Source organism: Arthrobacter sp. Ha26 (genome assembly GCF_059091705.1).
Genome location: NZ_JBNHGX010000002.1, coordinates 372,862 through 391,588, shown reverse-complemented (window position 1 = coordinate 391,588; position 18,727 = coordinate 372,862). Strand labels below are relative to the sequence as shown.

The 18,727-nt window shown below is 64.6% G+C and carries 13 protein-coding genes; 4 read left to right on the top strand and 9 right to left on the bottom strand.

The genetic code is table 11. From position 1 onward, the window contains the following. Positions 1-101 precede the first annotated feature (101 nt). Both AC5RVY_RS07340 and AC5RVY_RS07335 read right to left on the bottom strand, forming a co-directional pair. Entirely contained in the window at positions 102-635 is a 534-nt protein-coding gene (locus AC5RVY_RS07340) for a DUF488 domain-containing protein (protein WP_493954272.1), read from the bottom strand. Between the two features lie 73 nt (positions 636-708). After that, entirely contained in the window at positions 709-1,755 is a 1,047-nt protein-coding gene (locus tag AC5RVY_RS07335; protein WP_493954042.1) for an aldo/keto reductase, read from the bottom strand. A gap of 197 nt (positions 1,756-1,952) precedes the next feature. Here AC5RVY_RS07335 and AC5RVY_RS07330 point away from each other — a divergent pair, with 197 nt between their 5' ends. From AC5RVY_RS07330 to AC5RVY_RS07320, 3 genes are all read left to right on the top strand, one after another. Continuing rightward, positions 1,953-2,687 (top strand): GAF and ANTAR domain-containing protein, encoded by a 735-nt coding sequence (locus tag AC5RVY_RS07330; protein WP_493954041.1) that lies wholly within the window; start codon positions 1,953-1,955, stop codon positions 2,685-2,687. A gap of 145 nt (positions 2,688-2,832) precedes the next feature. Next, complete coding sequence (malQ, locus tag AC5RVY_RS07325; RefSeq protein WP_493954040.1) at positions 2,833-5,070, top strand: 4-alpha-glucanotransferase; 2,238 nt, start codon at positions 2,833-2,835, stop codon at positions 5,068-5,070. A 71-nt stretch (positions 5,071-5,141) separates the two neighbouring features. Further along, positions 5,142-6,050, top strand: a complete 909-nt coding sequence (locus AC5RVY_RS07320; protein WP_493954039.1) for an SDR family oxidoreductase — start codon at positions 5,142-5,144, stop codon at positions 6,048-6,050. A 95-nt stretch (positions 6,051-6,145) separates the two neighbouring features. Here the strand turns inward: AC5RVY_RS07320 and AC5RVY_RS07315 are convergent, their stop codons facing one another. Together AC5RVY_RS07315 and AC5RVY_RS07310 are read right to left on the bottom strand one after the other, a co-directional pair. Next, the gene (locus AC5RVY_RS07315; RefSeq protein WP_493954038.1) at positions 6,146-9,169 is read right to left on the bottom strand and encodes an alpha-amylase family glycosyl hydrolase; all 3,024 of its coding nucleotides are present in this window, start codon (positions 9,167-9,169) and stop codon (positions 6,146-6,148) included. A 358-nt stretch (positions 9,170-9,527) separates the two neighbouring features. Then, positions 9,528-10,589, bottom strand: a complete 1,062-nt coding sequence (locus AC5RVY_RS07310; protein WP_493954037.1) for a lactonase family protein — start codon at positions 10,587-10,589, stop codon at positions 9,528-9,530. A 176-nt stretch (positions 10,590-10,765) separates the two neighbouring features. On the opposite strand from AC5RVY_RS07310, the gene AC5RVY_RS07305 reads away from it, so the two are divergent. After that, entirely contained in the window at positions 10,766-11,617 is an 852-nt protein-coding gene (locus AC5RVY_RS07305) for a putative protein N(5)-glutamine methyltransferase (RefSeq protein ID WP_493954036.1), read from the top strand. A 187-nt stretch (positions 11,618-11,804) separates the two neighbouring features. Here AC5RVY_RS07305 and AC5RVY_RS07300 read toward each other — a convergent pair whose 3' ends face one another. The 5 genes from AC5RVY_RS07300 to AC5RVY_RS07280 form a co-directional block, all read right to left on the bottom strand. Next, entirely contained in the window at positions 11,805-13,916 is a 2,112-nt protein-coding gene (locus tag AC5RVY_RS07300) for an HNH endonuclease signature motif containing protein (protein ID WP_493954035.1), read from the bottom strand. A 265-nt stretch (positions 13,917-14,181) separates the two neighbouring features. Continuing rightward, positions 14,182-14,631, bottom strand: a complete 450-nt coding sequence (locus AC5RVY_RS07295) for a YtxH domain-containing protein (protein ID WP_493954034.1) — start codon at positions 14,629-14,631, stop codon at positions 14,182-14,184. 121 nt (positions 14,632-14,752) lie between these two features. Further along, positions 14,753-15,019: a GlsB/YeaQ/YmgE family stress response membrane protein gene (locus AC5RVY_RS07290; RefSeq protein WP_285250152.1), complete on the bottom strand. Its 267-nt coding sequence runs from the start codon at positions 15,017-15,019 to the stop codon at positions 14,753-14,755. Positions 15,020-15,152: 133 nt separating this feature from the next. Further along, entirely contained in the window at positions 15,153-15,986 is an 834-nt protein-coding gene (locus AC5RVY_RS07285) for an aldo/keto reductase (protein ID WP_493954033.1), read from the bottom strand. 16 nt (positions 15,987-16,002) lie between these two features. Continuing rightward, the gene (locus AC5RVY_RS07280) at positions 16,003-18,567 is read right to left on the bottom strand and encodes a rhamnogalacturonan lyase (RefSeq protein ID WP_493954032.1); all 2,565 of its coding nucleotides are present in this window, start codon (positions 18,565-18,567) and stop codon (positions 16,003-16,005) included. Positions 18,568-18,727: the final 160 nt, after the last annotated feature.

Sequence of the window (18,727 nt, the reverse complement as noted above, 5' to 3'; positions counted from 1 at the left end):
CGCCTTGAAATCTCATTGCGGACTATCGATATTGACCGTAGGAGCCTTGCCCTTTCCAGTCAAGGGCATCACTTCGGCCCAGGGCGCGGCTCAGTAGCTGGTCATCCCATCACGTCATAGAGCAGGGAGCTTTCCAGGACCCTGACGCCTGCAGTCGGCACGTGCGCGGCCGGCCGGGACCGGGGCATCAGGTGTTCCACCGGCAAGCCCGCGAGCAGGACGCAATGGTCGGCGATCAGTCTTCGATGGCATCTCCACCATAGGGTTTCGCTGCACATGATGGCGGTGGGAACATCTTGTGCGTCAGCCACCAACGCTGCCGCAGCGGCACGGAACGCTTCGCTGCGCATGTAGGACGCGTAGGCCCGGAAGGAGTCATTCCGCAAGGCCATGTCCGGTGACTCCGGTGGAAGCTTTCGGAATCCGCCCAGACGCTGTTCCCAGCGGTAGCTGACGCCGGCGGCCGGAAGCCACCTTGCCATCAGGTCCTTGCCGAAATGCGGGTGCTTGCGGCTGCCCGGCCCGATGCGGACGTCCACCAGGGACACCACTCCCGCAGTTTTCAGCAACGCCTCAAACTCTTCCTGCGAAGCGGTCCCGTGCCCCACCGTGTAGAGAGCTCCCACAAAAGCCATGATAGGCACGGCGGGAACCATGGCAACGGCGTCCTGCCACAGGCATTCCAGGCAGGCCCGCCGCGGGACTCAATTATCGTCGTCGTAATTCCGCGAACTCAATCGAGGGAACGATGGCGCCCGCGTCCCGCTCCACGAAGTTGGTGCCCGGCGGCACAACGTCATCGATCGCGTCCAGGACCGACTCTCCCAGCTGGACCTCGGCCGCGTTCAAGTAAGCTGCCAGGTGCTCTTCGCTGCGCGGGCCGATGATCACGCTGCTGATGGCCGGGTGAGTCAGGGCGAAGCCGATGGCGAGATCCACGAGCGGGAGCTCCAACTTGTCCGCCAGCCGCGCCAGGGCGTCCGCTGCATGCAGTTTCCGCTCACTCGAGGGGCCGGAGATGTCATAGCGGCCGGGGAGCGAATGTACCCGGGCGGACGTTTTCCCGGACTCCAGGACAAAGCTGCCGGACAGCCAGCCGCCGGCCAACGGACCGTAAGCCAGCACGCCGAGCCCGTACTGCTGGGCAATGGGGAATACGTCGCGTTCGTTGGCCCGCACCAGCATGGAGTACGGCACCTGGTTGCCGAGCGGCGGAATGAGGTGGTTCGTGGTGGCAAGCCACTGGGCCTCCACCAGTTGGGCCGGGGTGAACACCGAGGTGCCGTAGTAGAGGATTTTCCCCTGCCGGATCAGGTCGTTGAGGGTGGTGATGGTCTCCAGGACATCGGTGTTGTAGTCCGGCCGGTGCGCCTGGTAGAGGTCGATCCGATCCGTCTGCAGCCGGCGGAGGCTGCCCTCCACTGCCTGGGTGATCCAGCGCCGGGAGTTCCCTGAATGGGCAGGATTGGGGCTCATCTGGCCGTGGAACTTGGTGGCCAGAAAGACGTCGTCCCGGCGGCCGCGCAGTGCGCGCCCTACAACCTGTTCCGATTCTCCCTGTGAGTAGACGTCGGCAGTGTCGATCGAGGTGATGCCTGCGTCCAGCGCGGAGTGGATGATCCGGATGCTCTCCTCAGCTCCGGTGGGTGCGCCCGGTGCCCCGCCGGTTCCCTCGCCGAAGTTCATGGTGCCCAGGGTCAGCGGGCTGATCGGCGTCCCTGATCGCCCGAACAGCCGCAGTTCGCTGAGGCTCATCTTCCCTGTCTCCTTACGACTTTTCCGCACGCTCTTCTGGCAAGCGCCCTTGGTCGTCACGACGCTACACAGATCGGTTGCGACCCGGCAGAATTCCGCCTTAGTGCTTCTCTTTTCGACTTTTGGAGTAATGCACCGGCCCGGGTGTGACGTTTTATGGAGCGGCCGGAAGGGTGCGAAGTCGCATATATTGAGGCATGGACACTCCCAGCAGCGACGAGCAGTTCGCGAAGCTGCACGACATGATTATCGGCAGCACAAGCGTGAGCGGCTTCCTTACCGATCTGTCCGTCCTGGCGGCCGCCACCCTGACAGAGACCGCAGGCACTCTGATCGAATGCGGCGTCACCCTCCGGCGGCGAAAGCACAGTGCCACCGTCGCCGGGAGCAGCGAGCACGCACTGCTGCTGGACAAACTTGAGCAGGAGCTGGGACAGGGGCCCTGCCTGACGTCACTGGAAACGATGAAACCCGTGATCCTCGCCGATGTGGAGACGGATCACCGGTGGCCTGAATACCAGAAACTCCTGGCCGCTAACGGCTGCCGCAGCGTGCTGGGTGTCCCCCTGGCACTGGATGACAGCCAGGCCGCGGCGCTGAACTTCTTCGCCAGCGAGCCAGGGGTGTTCAGGGACAAGGTGGTCCACACGGCGCAGGCTCATGCCGCGCTTGCGGAACGGGCACTGCGGCTTGCCCTGAGGATTGCCGATGCCCAAAACCTGGCCGAGGACCTCGGAGCGGCCTTGGAACACCGCACGGTGATCAACCTGGCCTGCGGGGTGGTGATGGCCCAAAACAGATGCTCGCAGGAAGAAGCGATGGAGGTCCTCACCAAGGCTTCAAGCCACCGGAACCGGAAACTCCGTGATCTCGCGGCGGACATCCTGAACCAGGTCAGCACGGGCGCAGTCAGCACGCACTTCGAGCCCTGAACTCCGACTCACACCAAGCTGGGTTTCGCCTGTGCCCCGGCCTGCAATAATCTGAACCAACGATTGTGCGCGGGGGTGCAGACGCCCGGTGCAACAGGCAGCACTTTAAGTTCGGGCCACATCACACCAGACGAGGCGGACACGAATGACGGCTTCAGACCAGCAGCAGTTTCCACCACCGCACGCGCCCGCGGACGCGCCGGGCTTTCGGCCCGCTGCCCGTGAATCTGCCGCCGGGGCGCCCGTGGATCCGCACCTCCTGCAGAAACTGGCGGATGTGCACGGCGTGGGAACCTCCTTCCAGGGCTGGGATGGGCTGCCGCACACTGTTGCAGAAGAAACCTTGATCAAGGTCCTCGCTTCCCTCGGCGTGCAGGCGCACACCAACCAGCTCATCGAAGAGGCGCTGGTGGAAGCGGAAATGGCGCCCTGGCGGCGGATGCTGCCGCCCGCCGTCGTAATCCAGCAGGGCGAGCCCGCGCAGGTACCTGTTCACGTGCGCGACGGCGCCACCGCCCGGCTGGCCATCACGCTTGAGGGCGGTGCCGGGTCCGTGGATGCTGTCCAACAGGACGTTTGGATGCAGCCCAAGGATGTCGACGGCGTTGCCACCGGACGTGCCACCTTCGCGCTCCCATTGGACTTGCCGCTGGGATGGCACACCCTGCATGCCGAATCCGAAGGTGCCACCGCATCCGCCACCCTGGTAGTGGTGCCCACCCGGTTGACCACCGCGGCACCCCTGGAGGAGCGCCGCGGTTGGGGACTGGCCACCCAGCTCTATTCGGTACGCTCCAAGCGGTCCTGGGGCATCGGTGATTTTTCAGACCTGGCCGACCTCGCCGCCCTCAGCGGCACCCGCGGGGCGGACTACGTCCTGGTCAATCCGCTGCACGCCGCTGAGCCGGTTCCGCCCGTGCAGCCATCGCCGTACTCGCCGTCCACCCGGCGGTTTTTCAACCCGCTCTACATCCGCATTGAAGCGATCCCCGAAGTGGCGTACCTCAAACCCCGCAGGCGCGCCGTGGTGGAGAAGCTCCATGAAGAGGTGTCCGGGCTGAACAAAGAGGGCCACCGGCTGGACCGCGATGCTGTTTACGCAGCCAAGCTCCAGGCCCTCGAGCTGCTCTATCATGCCCGCCGCTCGCCGGCCCGGCAGGCTGCTTTCGACGAATTCTGCCGCATCTCCGGCCAGGGGCTCGATGACTTTGCCCTGTGGTCCGCCCTCCGCGAGGACGTGCCGGCTGGGGACCCCTTCTGGTCCGATCCCGCCACCACCCTCGGCACGCCAAAGACCGAGGCGCTTCGGGAAAGGCTCGCAGACCGGATCGGCTTCCACCGCTGGCTCCAATGGATCTGCGACGAGCAGCTCGAAGACGCCCAGCGTGCCGCGCTGCGGTCCGGCATGCGTCTTGGTGTGGTCCACGACCTTGCGGTGGGCGTGGATCACAGCAGCGCCGATGCCTGGACCCTCCGCGACGTACTGGCGCAGGGCACCAGCGTGGGGGCGCCGCCGGACATGTACAACCAGCAGGGCCAGGACTGGGGCCAGCCGCCATGGCACCCTGCCAAGCTGGCGGAGGCCGGCTACATCCCGTTCCGGAACATGCTCGCCACCGTGCTGCGCCATGCCGGCGGGGTCCGCGTGGACCATATCCTGGGCCTCTTCCGGCTCTGGTGGATCCCGGCCGGAAACACTCCCGGCAACGGCGCCTATGTGAAATACGACCATGAGGCACTGATTGGCATCCTCGCCCTGGAGGCCCAGCGGGCCGGTGCCGTGGTTATCGGGGAGGACCTGGGCACCTTCGAGCCCTGGGTCCGGGACTACCTGGCCGCCCGCGGCATCCTGGGCACGTCCATCCTGTGGTTCGAGTACGACGGCGATTCGCCCCTTGCGCCGGAAAAGTACCGTACGCAGGCACTCGCCAGTGTCAACACGCACGACCTTCCGCCCACCGCCGGCTACCTTGCAGGGGACCACGTGGCCTTGCGCAGCGGGCTGGGCCTGCTGGAGCGTTCCGAAGCCGAGGAACGGGCCGAGCACAACGCATCGCTGGAAAAGATGTTCGCCCTGCTGCGGGAGCGCGGCTACCTGCCGGAGAGCGGTGCGGGCGCCGCCGCCGGGAGTGAAGAAGCGACCATCGAGGCGCTGCACCTGCTGCTGGCCCAGGCCCCATCGGTCCTGCTGGGTGTTGCTTTGGTGGACGCAGTAGGGGAGCGGCGGGTCCAGAACCAGCCCGGCACCACCGAGGCCCTCTACCCGAACTGGCAGGTCCCGCTGGGCGGACCGGACGGCCGGCCCGTCTTCCTTGACGATCTTCCCGTCAACGCGCGGTTCAACTCGCTGCTCGCGGCGGTGGAGGCAGCCCTGCGCAGTTAGGGCAGGTGGCCAACCCAGGCCGCCGGGTCAGGGTCCTGCCCGACAGTGGGGCCAACAGTCAGGAGAGGACGATGGGTGAAGGACCAGTACTCGTTGTAGGCGGTACCGGCATGCTGGGCAGCCAGGTGGTCACCGAACTGATGAATCGGGGGAAGCCGGTGCGTGCCCTGGTGCGTCCGGGGTCGGATGCCTCCCGGCTGCAGTCCTCGGGCGTGGAGATTGCGCGTGGGGACATGATGGACCCCGATTCGTTGCTTCGTGCCATGACCGGTGCCGATGCCGTGGTTACCTCGGCCGCGGGCTACACCAGGCACCGGAAGGGAGACAACCCGCAGATCGACACGGTGGGCAACTCCAACCTCGCTGATGCTGCCAGGCGTGCCGGGGTACGCCGGTTCGTCCTCACCAGCATCCTCACGTGTGACCAGACCCCTGACGTCCCGCATTTTTGGCATAAACGGCTGATGGAGGACCGGTTGCAGGCCCTCGGGGTGCCGTTTGTGGCTTTGCGTCCCGGGGCTTTCCTGGACCAGGTGACCCGGTTTGGCGGAGACCCCATCACCAAACACAAAATAAGGTGGTTCGGCTCGGCAGGAATCCCGCTCACCTTTGTGCTCACGGCGGATCTCGCCGGATACCTCGCCGCCGCGGTGGATGCTCCCGGCGTGGAGAGCCAACGGATCGATATCGGCTGGGACAGGCCCATCTCGATGCAGGAGTTTGCCGACATTGCCGAACGGCTGACCGGTGAGGAGATCCGTGCGCAGTCAGTTCCGGTTGGCCTGCTGCGGGCAGCGGGAGCGTTGCTGGGGCCGGTCAACCCGATGGCAAAGGACCTGGCTGCCATGATCGGTTGGTTTCAAACGGGCCGCTACGTTGCCGACACAAGCCGGCAGGCCGAGGTTTTTGGAACGCCCCCCACAGCGGAGGATGCCGTGCGGCGGCTCGTCACCACCCTCGGGCACACTGTTCGAAGCTAGCGGACGGGTTGCCTGCCACAACGCGGGGACGGGCAGGGTTCCCTGGCCTCGCAAGCTCGGCCAGGGAACCCTGCGGACGGGGCCCACCGCTGCTGTTAGTCCGCTGTGATCAGGTGGGTGAAGTGGTCGTAGCGGAAGGTTGCTGCTCCGCCGTCGTGCACAAATGAGATGTTGCCGCCGTTGGGCACGCCGTTGGCGCCATAGTTGACGTTCCACGACCGGTCCAGCGCAGCCTTGAATTCATAGCTGCCGGCCGGCAGGTCCGGCACGGCCAGCTTCCACACCAGGTCGGCGGGATCCAGTGCCAACTGGGCCTGGTCGCATTCAGGCAGCCAGTCGCCGGCGCAGCCCAACTCAGAGTCCAGGCTGCCGGCAACGGAAACGGCCTGCGGTTGCTGCGAGGCATACACGTTGCTGAGTAGGTGTGTCCTGTTGTCGTAGCGGAACGTGACCGGCCCGCCCGGATGCTCGAGCACAATGTTCGACCCGTTGAAGGCGCCGTCAGCTCCGTAGTTCACATCCCAGTTGCCGTTCAGCGCGGCTTTGTACTCGTACGTTCCGGCAGGAAGGTCAGTGGTGAGGCGCCAGATGTTGTCCGCGGGATCCAGGACCATCATGGCCTGGGTGCATGCTGGGTCCCACAGTGCGGCGCAGCCCATGGCCTGGTTCAAGGAGCCTGCCACCGTGACCGACTCCGGCTGCGGAGCGTCGCCGACGGTGACGGTCCGGACTTCGCTCGTCACAGCGAAACCTGGGCCAGCCATGCCGGCGCGGTACCGCACCTGGGTGCCGTCCGGGACACCCGACACGTCATCGGTCACGGAGTACACCGGTGAGGAGTCGTCCGAACCCACAGCGGTCCAGTCCCCGCCGGCAACGCTGCGTTCGAAGGACACCACGTGGCTGGCCTTTTCCGGGTCTGCCGTAGCACTGAGCTCCACCGAGCCCTTCACGCTGCTGCCCTCGACGGGCTTCTGAAGCGTGAGTACAGGAGCAGGAACCGTGGCGGAGCGGGGCTTGGAAGCAGCAGTGTGCCCGCCATTGTCCAGCACGGTTGCCCGGTACTCCACGGCAGTTCCGGCATCCAGGGCCGCCACGTCGTGGAACACCTGGTACGGTGCGGTGTCATCCGTGCCGATGGCCTCCCACGCGCCGCCTGCCGTCCTTGCCTCGAAGGTGACCTCATAGAACGAGGATCCGTCGACGTCGGCCGTCACCTTAAGCCGCCCGTTGTCACCCTGGGCGGCGGCCGGCTCCTGGAGTCCGACGGCGGGCGCCTCCTTGGAGTGCGGAATCCGGCCTGAGGACTGGTAAACCACGGCGGACAGCGGGGGAACGGTGACCGTGAGCTTGCCGTCTTCGGCCGTTTTGGCCTCGTCCGCGCCGTCGCCGTAAATCCTGGTGTAGGAGCGCTTGGCGATGTAGGTGGGCACTTCCGCAGTCTGGGGCTGCTCGCTGTTGTTCAATGCCACCACGTACTCACGCTGGTCCTCCGCATTGGTGCGGGAGAACGCATAGATGCCGGGGCCGTTCGAGGCAAAGCGGTGCTGATGGGCGCCGTCACGCAGTGCGGGGTGCTCCTTGGTCAGTTCCGCGAGCTGGCTGATCTTGGCGTAGAGCGGGTGTGCGGTATTGAAGTTGTCCGACGCGTGGGTGGCGTCAGTGCCCAGCAGGTCATCGTCGAGGTACTCCGGCACCTGGCTGGCAAAGAGTGTCTGCCGGGCATCCTGGTCGCCGCCGGGACCGGTGAAACCCTGTTCGTCACCGTAGTAGATCACGGGGTTGCCGCGGGAGAAGTACATCAGCTCGTGGGCCAGCCGGTCGCGGGCCACCTGCTCGGCGTCGGTTGATCCGGGGTTGTCAGCGGCGATGAAACTGCCGATGCGGCCCATGTCGTGGTTGCCCAGGAACGTGGGGAGCTGGTAGACGTTCGAATCCGCGTCCGTGTACCAGTCGTCGCCGGCGAAGAAGGTTTCCAGGGCTGTGGCGTCCTGGCCCTTGGAGGCGAAGTTACGGGCTGCGTCCTGGAAGGGAAAGTCCAGGACTGCCTGCATCTTGTTCCGGGTGGTGAATTGCGAGGTGAAGCTCTTGGTGGTGTCGAAGACCTCGCCGAACATGAAGAACTCGTCCTTGCCCTGTGCCTTCGCATAGCTGAGCACGTCCGGGCCGAATTCCTGCCAGAACTCGTTGTTCACGTGCTTCATGGTGTCGATCCGGAAGCCGTCCACGCCGAAGTCGCCAATCCAGCTTTTGTAGATGTCCTTCATCCCGTCCACCACCTTGGGGTGTTCCGTGAAGAGGTCATCCAGGCCGAAGAAGTCACCGTAGAAAGAGTCCTCGCCCACGAAGGTGGTGTCTCCGCGGTTGTGGTAGAGCGTGGGGTCGTTCAGCCAGGCCGGAACCTTCAGGTTCTCTTCGCCTGCTTCAAGCACAGGTTTGTAAGGGAAGGAGGTGGCCGGGTCCAGTTCGGGGAAGCTCTCGGTGCCGGCATAGTCCCGGTCATCGAACTCGTTGCCTTGGGCCGTCTTGTACGGCACGGCATCCTTGGAGACATATCCCTTCCGGGCGCCTTCCTCGTAGCCGATGACGTCCGCGGTGTGGTTGGTGATGATGTCGAAGTACACCTTCATGCCGCGGCTGTGGGCCTCATCAATGAGGGCCTTAAGTTCGGCATTCGTGCCAAGATGGGGATCGATCTGGGTGAAGTCCGTGACCCAGTAGCCGTGGTAGCCGGCTGACTTATCCTCGGGCTGCACTGCCTTGTTTTTGAAGCTGGGAGTCAGCCAGATGGACGTGGTGCCCAGGCCCTGGATGTAGTCGATCTTGTCGAGCAGGCCAGCCAGGTCGCCGCCGTTGTAAAACCCTTTTTTGGTGGGATCGAAGCCGGACACCATGGGCTCACTGCCCAGGCCGCCGTCGTCATTGCTGGTACTCCCATTGTTGAAGCGGTCTGCCATGACGAAATAGAAGTTCTCGTCCGTGACGGGCGCCCGCAGGCTGTGCAGGGCCGACGTCGAGGCCTGGGTTTTCTTGCCCTGGCCGTTGCCGACTGGGTCTTTTCCACCCGGGGCCGCATGCACGGGGAGAACCGAGGCTGACACGGCGACTATGGCGGCCACGAGGGCAGCGGCTGTGCGTGCCGTGCCCCTGGCTGCTATCGGGGTCCGGGCGCTCTTCTCCAGCTGGCAGGCGGTCTGTTGAGCTGTGATGGTTGATGTGTGTTTTGTGGCGGTGTTCGTTCCGGAGCATGGGAATGCGCCGGGGAGGGTGCGGAATATCAAGGAATGAGACCTTTCCTGGTAGCTGCGCTGCTGTACAGGCTTGCTTGGGGGCAAGGGGTGTGGCGCGAGAACGCCGGACTCAGTAAAGCCGGATCGACTTTGTGAACCACGTCACAACTGTAAGCGCTTGCACGGGATTACTCCAGCGTTTAGGAAAAGCCTCTGCACCGGGTCTTGATGCTGGAGGAGCCCTACATCAGACGCCCTCATTGCTGAGGGCCGGTACCAGGGCGGTTGGTGAAGGTGCCTGGAGGTTGTGGACCAAAGGCCCGGGCAACCCGGTGGCCGGATCCAGCTCGAAGGTGGCAATGTTGTCCGAGCGTTCGTGGGCAACATGGAGCCACTTTCCCCGGACAATGTGGTGGCGCGGCCAGTTTCCGCCGCTGGGAAAGTCCTGGACGGGGAGCAGTTCCGTCCCGTCGGCGGCGACCTCCAGCACGCTCAGGAGGTTGGAACCGCGGACGCCTACGTACACGTGCCGTTCCTCCTGGTCGAGGCAGATTTCTGCAGCCGAGTCATCAGGCACGCTGCCGCCCGAGGTTGCCGGACCGCGGAAAACGAGTTCGAAGGTTCCTGCTTCGGGCCTGACGACGAAGACCTCGATGGAGTATTCGGAAACCACAAAGACGTTGCCATTGGAATGCTGCACCAAGTGGCGCGGCCCGCAGCCGAAGGGGAGGGCCACCACATGGTCTGCTTCCAGTCCTGATCCCCGCACATAGTTCCAGATGCGCAGGGTGTCATGCCCCAGGTCGGTTGTCATGATTCTGCCGTCCTGCAGCATGAGGCTGGCGTGGGCGCGGCTCTGCCGAGGCTCGCCCGGGACCTGGGCGGCGTGTGGATCCACTGACGGGGCAGCGGGGAAGCGTGCCGTGATGCCGCCGTCGGAATCCAGCTCGTACAACAGCACCTGCCCATCGCCCCAGCAGGTTGCGGTGAGGAAACGTCCCTTCGGATCCACGGCCACATGGCATGTCGCTTCCCCGGCGCGTTCCGGGCTGCCAAGCGGCTCAAGGCCGAAATCACCCGTGCGGCGGAAGGCCCGTACCATCTTGCGCTGCTCGGCCACTGCATACACCACGGGCAAAGTGGGGTGGACAGCGATGAACGAGGGCGAATCAGCCGTGGCTGCAGTGCCCAACCATTCCAATGTCCCGTCAGGGCGGGCAGACACGGCTCCGATCCCTTCTGCCCTGCCGCCTCCGTCGGGGGTGTAGGTGCCGGTCCAGATGATGGGCTGCTGGGCGTGGGAAGTCATAGGTCAATCCTGCCAAGAAACTCCCATCATTCGGTGGAATTACGGTTTAGCATTGGATTCCAGCCACGCCAAAAGGAGGTGACTCCGGTTCCTGTTTCATCTGTTTCGGGCACTTTCTCCCGGTGCCGTCCGGGCCGCCAGGGCTAGTGGGGGACGAACCGCTGGAAGACCCGCGAATGCCCGCTGGCCCACCGAAGGGCGTTTCCATGCTGCGTCCCGGACCCCTTGCCCGTCCCGTTTTTGCTGACGTTGTTAACCTGTTGCGGGCGGCGGGCTGCGTTTTCGCCGAAGAAGAAGCGCAGTTGCTGTTGGTTGAAGCGCCAAATCCTGCAGAGTTGACCCGATGGATTGGGCGTCGCGTTGCAGGTGAGCCGCTTGAATGCGTTCTTGGTTGGGCGGGGTTCAGTGGACTTCGCATTGCTGTTGATCGCGGTGTCTTCGTTCCGCGCCGACGTACGGAACTCCTTGTTTCGGAGGCGGTGACACTGCTGCGGGAAAGTAGGGCTGCGGGTGTTGAACCCGGCATCGTTGTTGATCTTTGCTGTGGATCGGGAGCCATGGGTGTGGCCGTTGCTTCTCAAGTGCCGGTCATGGAGCTTCACGCGGCGGACATCGATTCCGCAGCGGTGGAGTGCGCACGCCGGAACCTGGCAGCTGTAGGCGGACAGGTCCACCAGGGCGACCTCTATTCAGCGCTTCCCTCACGGCTTAGGGAGCAGGTCCAGCTCATCGTCGTAAACGCTCCCTACGTTCCCACAGAGGTGCTGCCCACTATGCCTCCGGAAGCGAGGATCTACGAACCACGGATCTCGCTCGACGGCGGGCCGGACGGCCTAAGCCTCCACCGCCGGGTTATCGGCGAAGCCACTGAGTGGTTGGGCCCGGCAGGTCATCTCGTCATCGAAACCAGTGAGCGGCAGGCAGCCGGGACTGCCGCGATTATGGCTGCTGCAGGACTGGCCCCACGAACGGTTCACTCGGAGGAGCTGGACGGAACGGTCGTGGTGGGCACTCCACGAGTTCAGTAGCTGTCACTCTTGGCGCCTCCTCGCGGTATTCGGCAACCTCATGCCTGTTATGTCCCGTCGGACAGGCCTGAGCGGGTGCTGCCAGGTTAGGGGAGAGGCGCTGGATCGGGCTGTTGAGTCCTGATTCGGCCGTCGGGCTTTTCTGGTGCTGCCCGCGGCGAACTGCACCGCGTTTTAGGTCCGTTGGTCATTGGCGGGGTGTTGGTGGTGGGGGTGGTTTGAAGTAGTGGTTTTGGTGGGGTTTTTGGTGGGGGTCGAGGTGTTTTGGGGGTGTGAACCAGGGGGTGCCGTTGGTGGTGGTGATGGTCCATTGTTCTTTGTGGATGAGGTGGTGGTGGCCGCTGCAGAGCAGGACGCCGTTGTCCGGTGTGGTGTGTCCGCCGTGCGACCAGTAGGTGATGTGGTGGGCTTCGCACCAGGGGGCGGGGATGGTGCAGTTGGGGAAGGCGCAGCCTTGGTCGCGGGCGATGAGGGCGGTGCGTTGGGCTGGGCTGAAGAGCCGGGTTTTGCGGCCGAGGTCCAGGAGTTCGCCGTGAGTGCCGAGGATAGCGGGGATGATGTCGGCGTCGCAGGCGATTTTGCGCAGGGTGGCGGCGGCGACGGGCCCGGTGAACACAAAATTGCCGGTGCCGGTGCCGGAGCCTGTCCCCATCCCTATGCCCGTGCCGGGGCATGTCCCTGCGCCCGTGGCGGCGCCTGTGCCACTGCCGATGCCCGCGTCGGTGTTCACGGTGCCGGGGTGGTGGGGGAGGAGGTCTTGGTAGTTGATGGTGGCGATGATCTGGGGGCGGTTGCCGCCGGTGCTGGGCAGGCTGTCGGTGGCTAGGGCTACTTTGGCGGCGCCAACGAGTCCGTCGAGTTGTTTTTGCGGCCGGGTGCGCCGGTCCAGGTCCGGCCCGGCTGGGTTGCCGGCGCTCCCGTCAGCTCCCGCATTGTCGGTGGTGTCTTCATTGACGCCTTTGCTGCTGCCGCCGTTGCCGCCGTTGCCGCCGTTGCCGCCGTTGCCGCCGCCGGTGCTGGCGGGTTGGTTAGTGGTGCTGGTGGCGGGGCCCGTGGTGCGGGGGTTGGTGGCGGTGTTCATGACGGTGAGGAGGTGTTCGTATTGGTCGGTGGTGGCGAAGATTTCGAGGTGGTGGAGTCCGTGGCGGGGTTTGCGGATGAAGGCGCCTTGGCTGTGGCGGAGGGCTTCTTCGCTGGGTTCGGTGCCGTCGGCGTCGATGGTGTCGGCCCAGCGGCGGGCGACGCGGCTGAGGAAGTCCGGATCTGATGCCGCTGCGGTGGCGGTGAGGTGCTGCTCGATCAGGGACAGTTTCTCGGGTGTGGTGAGGTGCTGGAGCCGGTTCAGGGTCAGGGCGATGATCGTCCCAGCGCGGGACGACACCACCGGGGCGTCCGGGGCCTGGGCCACTGCCGGGTCTTCGGCGCCGGCGCTGTTGTTGGCGGATGTGGGTATGGGGGTGAGGGCGGCGGCGAGGTGTTCGCGGGGTGCGGGGATGCTGTCGCCGGTGAGCGTTGGGGTGGGCAGGATGTCTCTTGCCAGGGCGAGGCGGCGGTTGGCTTCGCTTTTGCCGATCCGCAGGAGGAGCCGGAGGAACTCGGCGGTGTTGGCGCAGCCGTCATCGGCCGGTGAGGTGAGGGGTGCTGCTGGTGGGCCGGGCCAGTTGGCATCTGTTTCGTCCAAGGTCTCGACCCCGTTGTCCCAGCCGGTAACCCAGCCCTTGCCCGCGCGGGAGCGGCTGGCCCGTGCGGCGTCCGCGGCGGCGATGGCCTCGGTCCGGGTCCGGTCCACGGTCCCGGCGGACAGGACCTGCAGATACTCCACGGTCCGGGAGAGATCCTCCACTCCAGCAGCGTAGGTGGCGGCTTCAACGTAGCTGGCCCCGGCAAGCATGGACGGCGCGGCAGCAGCGGCCTGCCCCACGAGCCTGCCGATCTCCGCCAGACCCAGGGGCTCCCCGGCACCCACGGAATCTGACCGCACCGCCCCCGGCGCAGACGCGGCTGAATCGGATTTAGCCTCTGTTAGCCCGATAGGCGCGGATTCAGTCTCGTCGGGCCCTTGTGCCGACGTGGCTGACGCAGTGCCAGCATGCGAGGGCTCGGTGGGTACGGCGCGAAGGGGCCATCGGGGACTAAGCCGGGTGTCGTCGTCGTAAGAATCGGAGCCGGAAATAGAGCCGGAGGCGCCAGCTGCCGGAGCGTCGAATCCCGAAGGGCCCGGTGGGGTGGCAACACCCGCTCGACCGAGCACCACGACGTTACCGCCGAACTCCTCGAACTGTTCCCCAATGGCTTCCATAGGTCAACTCTGCCAAAGGGCACTGACAAAAGTGGCTGCAACAGAAGCTATGTGGAAAACCCGGCCGGCTGGCAACAGCAGCACGTGTCAGCCCAAGTTGCTGGCCACTGGAGAGGCTATTCAGTAGACAGCAGTTGGTTAAAACGCCGCCGGCCGCCGCGTCCCCCAAGGATCGCGACGGCCAGCAAAACTATCAAGTTGTAGCACATTAGCGCGGCAGCGCCTTGTCACACGGGGAATGCAGTGTAACGAGCTGACGCACTAGCTACGCTTTAGAGTCCGAATCACTGATGGACGTATCCAGGTTGACGGTCTCGGGGTGCGTGCTGTGTGCCGGGATATGGCTGTCGTCCAGGCCTGCCGCCGAGGACGGAGTACCCGATGCGGCCCCCGGGGAACCTGTGCCGCCAGAGGCACCTGCGGCACTGCCGCCGTCGGACGTTGAAGGCTTGCCATCGCCGGAGGATCCGTCGCGGTGCATTGCGGAGCCGATGACGGTGCCTGCACGGCGTGCCGCCTCAGTGAGCTGATCGGCCACTTCCGGTGCTTTTTCCTTGATGGCCTCAGTGGCTACGGTTACCTTGTCCTGGACAGGCTTGCTATCCCAAATTCCGGCAGCCCGGGCTTTGAGTTTGTCGTAGGCTGCCCGGCCGGAGCGCGAGCCGAGAACGTACCCGGCGGCGATTCCGACGCCCAAAAGAAGTTTGTTTTTCATGATGAACTCCTGCTCCGTGAGAAGGTTTTCAGTTCCGGCCCCGGGACAATCCTAGGGCCGGGAAAGGGAAAACCGGCCCGGGGATGGTGTCCCCAGGCCGGCTTCCCTGGCTTCGCTCCGCTTAGCGGCGCGCGCCGCGGTTCGTGACCAGGCCGTAAACCAGCAGCACGATAAGCGCGCCGCCGATGGCCAGCAGCCACGTCTGCAGGGAGAAGAACTCCTGCAGGCCGCTGCCGAAGATCATTCCACCGATCCATCCGCCGAGGAGTGCTCCCACGACGCCCAGGACCAGGGTGATGAGCCAGCCGCCACCCTGCCTGCCCGGGAGGATCGCCTTAGCGATCGCACCAGCGATAAGTCCGAGAATCAAGAATGCAATAAATCCCATTTTTCGTTCCTCTTCCTAAGTAAAGGAGGCCTCCGGATCCCGGAAGCACTTCATCCTTCTGCCTCAATAGTAATCATGCTTACTATCCGTTTGCCAACCCCAAAGATAACGAAAAGCGCAGTTCAGGCCCTTTTCAGTGCCCGGTTACATCGGAATCATTGCCCGCGCCAAGCCCTTCGTCGAGGATGGCTAATTCCGCTAGATCCTGCGGATCCAGGGCGAAATCAAAGACGTCCAGATTCTCCCTCATCCGGTCCGGATCAGAGGTTTTCGGAATTGTTACAAGACCCTGCTGAATGTGCCATCGCAGCACCAGTTGGCTGGGTGTTTTCCCATGCTTTTCGGCCAGTTGGGTGAGGATAGGGGCGCCCAGCAGGCTGGCCCCGGAACCTCCCAGCGGGCTGTAGGACTCCGTGACGATTCCATGCTTTGCATGGAACTCCCGCTCCGCCACCCGCGTAATGGCGGGACTGAGCTGGATCTGGTTGACCGCCGGCACCACCCCGGTCTCGGCCATCAGCCGCTCGAGGTGGGCCGGCTTGAAGTTGGAAACACCGATGGAACGGACCTTGCCCTCCGCCTGCAACCGCTCGAAGGTCTTCCACGTGGACACATATTCATCGCGCTGCGGAAGCGGCCAGTGGATCAGCAGCAGGTCCACGTAGTCGAGCCCCAGCCGTTCCAGTCCGCCGTCCAGCCCCTCAATGGCGCGGTCCTTGCCCTGGTACTGCCCATCAAGCTTGGTAGTGATGAACAGTTCTCCACGGTCCACGCCGCTGGCCCGGACCCCGTTCCCCACGCCGCGTTCGTTGCCGTACTTCACGGCAGTATCGATGTGCCTGTACCCGGATTCCAAGGCTTGTACGACGGCTGTGGCCGCCTGATCGTCGTCCAGCGGCCAGGTGCCAAGGCCCAGTTGGGGGATGGAGTAACCGTCGTTGAGTCTGATCAGCGGTGCAAGTGTCATTCCAACAGTCTCTCCTTTATCGGCGGTCCTGGCCCTCAAACGCCCACAGAATATTTTCGGCGTTGTACGTCAGGGATACCCGGGCAGCATCAGACACCTTGTCCGGGCCCTTTTGCTGGCCGAGGAAATCGACGCAACGCTGCAGCGCCTGCGCTGCCTTGCCGGCGTCACCGTCTTCCACGGCTTTCGTTGCCTGCTGCACTCCCGCCGTCAGCTGGCTGCCAACAGGCCCTGACACGTCTCCGGACTCCACCAGGTCTTCCAGCACGTGCTGCAGCGCCTTCACACTGCCGGGCAGCCATGCCGCCCGCAAGGGAACGTCGCCGAAGTCCATGTCCGAGGCGAAGTAGAAGTCCGTGTAGGCGGGCTGGTTGTAGGCAGTGTTTTGCCGGGCAACCTCCGCGCGGTACTGCGGATCGTGCATCAGGGTGTAGAGCTTGTGGTGGGTCACTTCGGTGCTGAGATACATGCGCAGCGCAGAGCTGTCGGCGGTCCGTACCAGCAATTCCTCGCGCCAGTCGCCCACCACATCCGCCACGAGGCTGGGGGTGCCCTTGGTGCCGTTGTTGGTGCGCGTATCAGTGGCCGTGAGGAGCCGGCTGCGCTTCCAGTCATCGATGGTGGGCGTCTGGTCGCCGGAGCCGTTGACGATCTGCGTGGTCATGTCCGCGGCCCACTTGATGCTCATGTTGGTGCCGGGAGCAGTGGCGGAGAGCCGGTCGCCGGCAGCGGACTGCATGCCGATGGCCCAGTTTTCGATGCCCGGGACAGCGGGATCAACGTCACCGATCATTCCCCGGCCGGTGTCCTTGCCGGAGTAGGCGCCGAACAGGACCTCGCCGGTGGCGGCGTCGCGCATGGCGTAGCCGTAGGGTGCGTAGGCGGCTCCTTCGTGGACGCTGAAGATTTCCTTGCCCGGGCGGGCCGGATCGATATCGGTCACGTGCATGGCGTCGCCGTGTCCCAGCCGCACCTCTTCGCCGGGTGCGGCACTGCCTGCGGGCAGGGTGTCGAAGGAGCTGTACAGCAGCGACCCGTCGTCGTCGATGGTTGCCGAGCCGTACACGATCTCCTGCTTGCCGTCACCGTCCACGTCCGAGGCGCTGAGGGAGTGGAAGCCCTGCGTAGTGAGCTTGCCGAACTCCGTGTCAGTGCCGTCGCGGCCATGCGGGCTGTCGTTGAACGGGTTGGTCATGGGCGTCCAGCCGGAGTCCACGTTCCACTCGGGGGAGAGGTTGGATCCGTCCCAGGTGTAGGCGGCGAGGGTGCTGCGGGTGTAGTAGCCGCGGGCGAAGACCGCGGCCGGCTTCTTGCCGTCCAGGTAGGCGACGCCGGCCAGGAATCGGTCCACGCGGTTTCCCGGCTCGATGCGGGCCATGGCGTAATCGCCCCACATGAGGCCGTCGTCGTGCCGGTCCGGCGTGAACGCGACAGTCTTCAATTCCTTGCCTGTGGCACCTTCGAAGACCGTGAGGTACTCCGGGCCGGACACAATGAAGCCCTCAAAAGCGCGCAGATTGTTTCGGGCACTGCGGGAGGGCGCATAGACGTCCATGAAGTAGTCGGTCAGGGCCTCCGCATCCGCCTGGGACAACGGGTATGTGTACTTCGGCGCGATGCCGAACGCTTCCTCCAGCGTGGCCGGCCATTTGCCCGACTTCACTTCCGGGTGCTCGGTCCAGCCCTGGAAGGTCTTCACCATGTGCTGGTAGTAGTCGCCGGCGCTCATCCGGTAGTCGTCCGAGTTGGAGAAGCCGGCATCAATGTCCGACTGCAGCAGGGAAATGAAGTTCTCCGCAGCGACGCTTCCGTCGGCGTTGAAGTTGGTGCTCTTCGTTCCCGGGGCGGTCTTCATCATCATCTCGGCGCGGCCGTCGCCGTCGAAATCATTGACCAGGAGCTGGGTGTAGTGGGCACCGGAGCGGATGTTCACGCCCAGGTCGATCCGGTGCAGCAGTGTCCCGTCCGCCTTGTACGTATCCACGTAGGTGTTGCCGGTGTAGCCCACTTGGGAGACGTCCTTGGAATTGTTCGGGTCCCATTTGACGACGAATTCGTACTGGCCGTCGCCGTCCACGTCGCCGATGGAGGCATCGTTGGCGGCGTAGGTGTAGGCCTGGCCGGCGGGGGTCACGCCGTCGGCTGGCTTTTTCAGCGGGATGTCCTTGAAGTTGCCGCCCCAGGACGTGGCTGTGGCGCTGCGGTCCAGCTCAACGCCGCCGACGACGGCACGCACCTGGTACTCCGAGGTTGCAGTTCCGGCGGTGTCCAGGAAGTTGGTGCTGTCCGTGACGGTTGCCAGCTTCTGGCCATCCCGGTAGACGGTGAAGTCGGTACCGGTGAGGCCGGTGCTGGAGGATCCGGTGGCCTCATGGCCGAGCAGGCGCCAGCTGAGGAACACCCCTTCTGACGTTTTGGCAGCCACAAGGCCGCGGTCCAGGTGGTCCAGTTGGACGCCGGGAGCTCCCGGCTTGGGAGCAGGGCCGACGGCGGTGGCCGGGGCTGCCAGGCAGCCAAACGTGAGGGCGGCGCTGACAGCGGCGACGGACAGTAGGCGCACAGGGATACGGCGTGGACTCATCAGTGAATCCTTTCAATTTTGGAACGGGAAAACGCTTCCCCAACAACTTAGGGGTGGGGTAGGGGTAGGCGCAAGGCTTGTTTTTAGGTGCTGCGAAGGGTATTTAGAACGTTGTAAAACACGTTCGCTGCCGGAGACTCTGGAATGGTGGGGGGGAGGC

What these genes read in the sequence shown, in the direction of transcription:
- AC5RVY_RS07335 (WP_493954042.1), bottom strand. Translation starts at nt 1,755, where the DNA reads ATGAGCCTCAGCGAACTGCGGCTGTTCGGGCGATCAGGGACGCCGATC.
- AC5RVY_RS07320 (WP_493954039.1), top strand. Translation starts at nt 5,142, where the DNA reads ATGGGTGAAGGACCAGTACTCGTTGTAGGCGGTACCGGCATGCTGGGC.
- malQ (WP_493954040.1), top strand. Translation starts at nt 2,833, where the DNA reads ATGACGGCTTCAGACCAGCAGCAGTTTCCACCACCGCACGCGCCCGCG.
- AC5RVY_RS07300 (WP_493954035.1), bottom strand. Translation starts at nt 13,916, where the DNA reads ATGGAAGCCATTGGGGAACAGTTCGAGGAGTTCGGCGGTAACGTCGTG.
- AC5RVY_RS07285 (WP_493954033.1), bottom strand. Translation starts at nt 15,986, where the DNA reads ATGACACTTGCACCGCTGATCAGACTCAACGACGGTTACTCCATCCCC.
- AC5RVY_RS07340 (WP_493954272.1), bottom strand. Translation starts at nt 635, where the DNA reads ATGGCTTTTGTGGGAGCTCTCTACACGGTGGGGCACGGGACCGCTTCG.
- AC5RVY_RS07305 (WP_493954036.1), top strand. Translation starts at nt 10,766, where the DNA reads ATGCCCGCTGGCCCACCGAAGGGCGTTTCCATGCTGCGTCCCGGACCC.
- AC5RVY_RS07280 (WP_493954032.1), bottom strand. Translation starts at nt 18,567, where the DNA reads ATGAGTCCACGCCGTATCCCTGTGCGCCTACTGTCCGTCGCCGCTGTC.
- AC5RVY_RS07330 (WP_493954041.1), top strand. Translation starts at nt 1,953, where the DNA reads ATGGACACTCCCAGCAGCGACGAGCAGTTCGCGAAGCTGCACGACATG.
- AC5RVY_RS07295 (WP_493954034.1), bottom strand. Translation starts at nt 14,631, where the DNA reads ATGAAAAACAAACTTCTTTTGGGCGTCGGAATCGCCGCCGGGTACGTT.
- AC5RVY_RS07290 (WP_285250152.1), bottom strand. Translation starts at nt 15,019, where the DNA reads ATGGGATTTATTGCATTCTTGATTCTCGGACTTATCGCTGGTGCGATC.
- AC5RVY_RS07310 (WP_493954037.1), bottom strand. Translation starts at nt 10,589, where the DNA reads ATGACTTCCCACGCCCAGCAGCCCATCATCTGGACCGGCACCTACACC.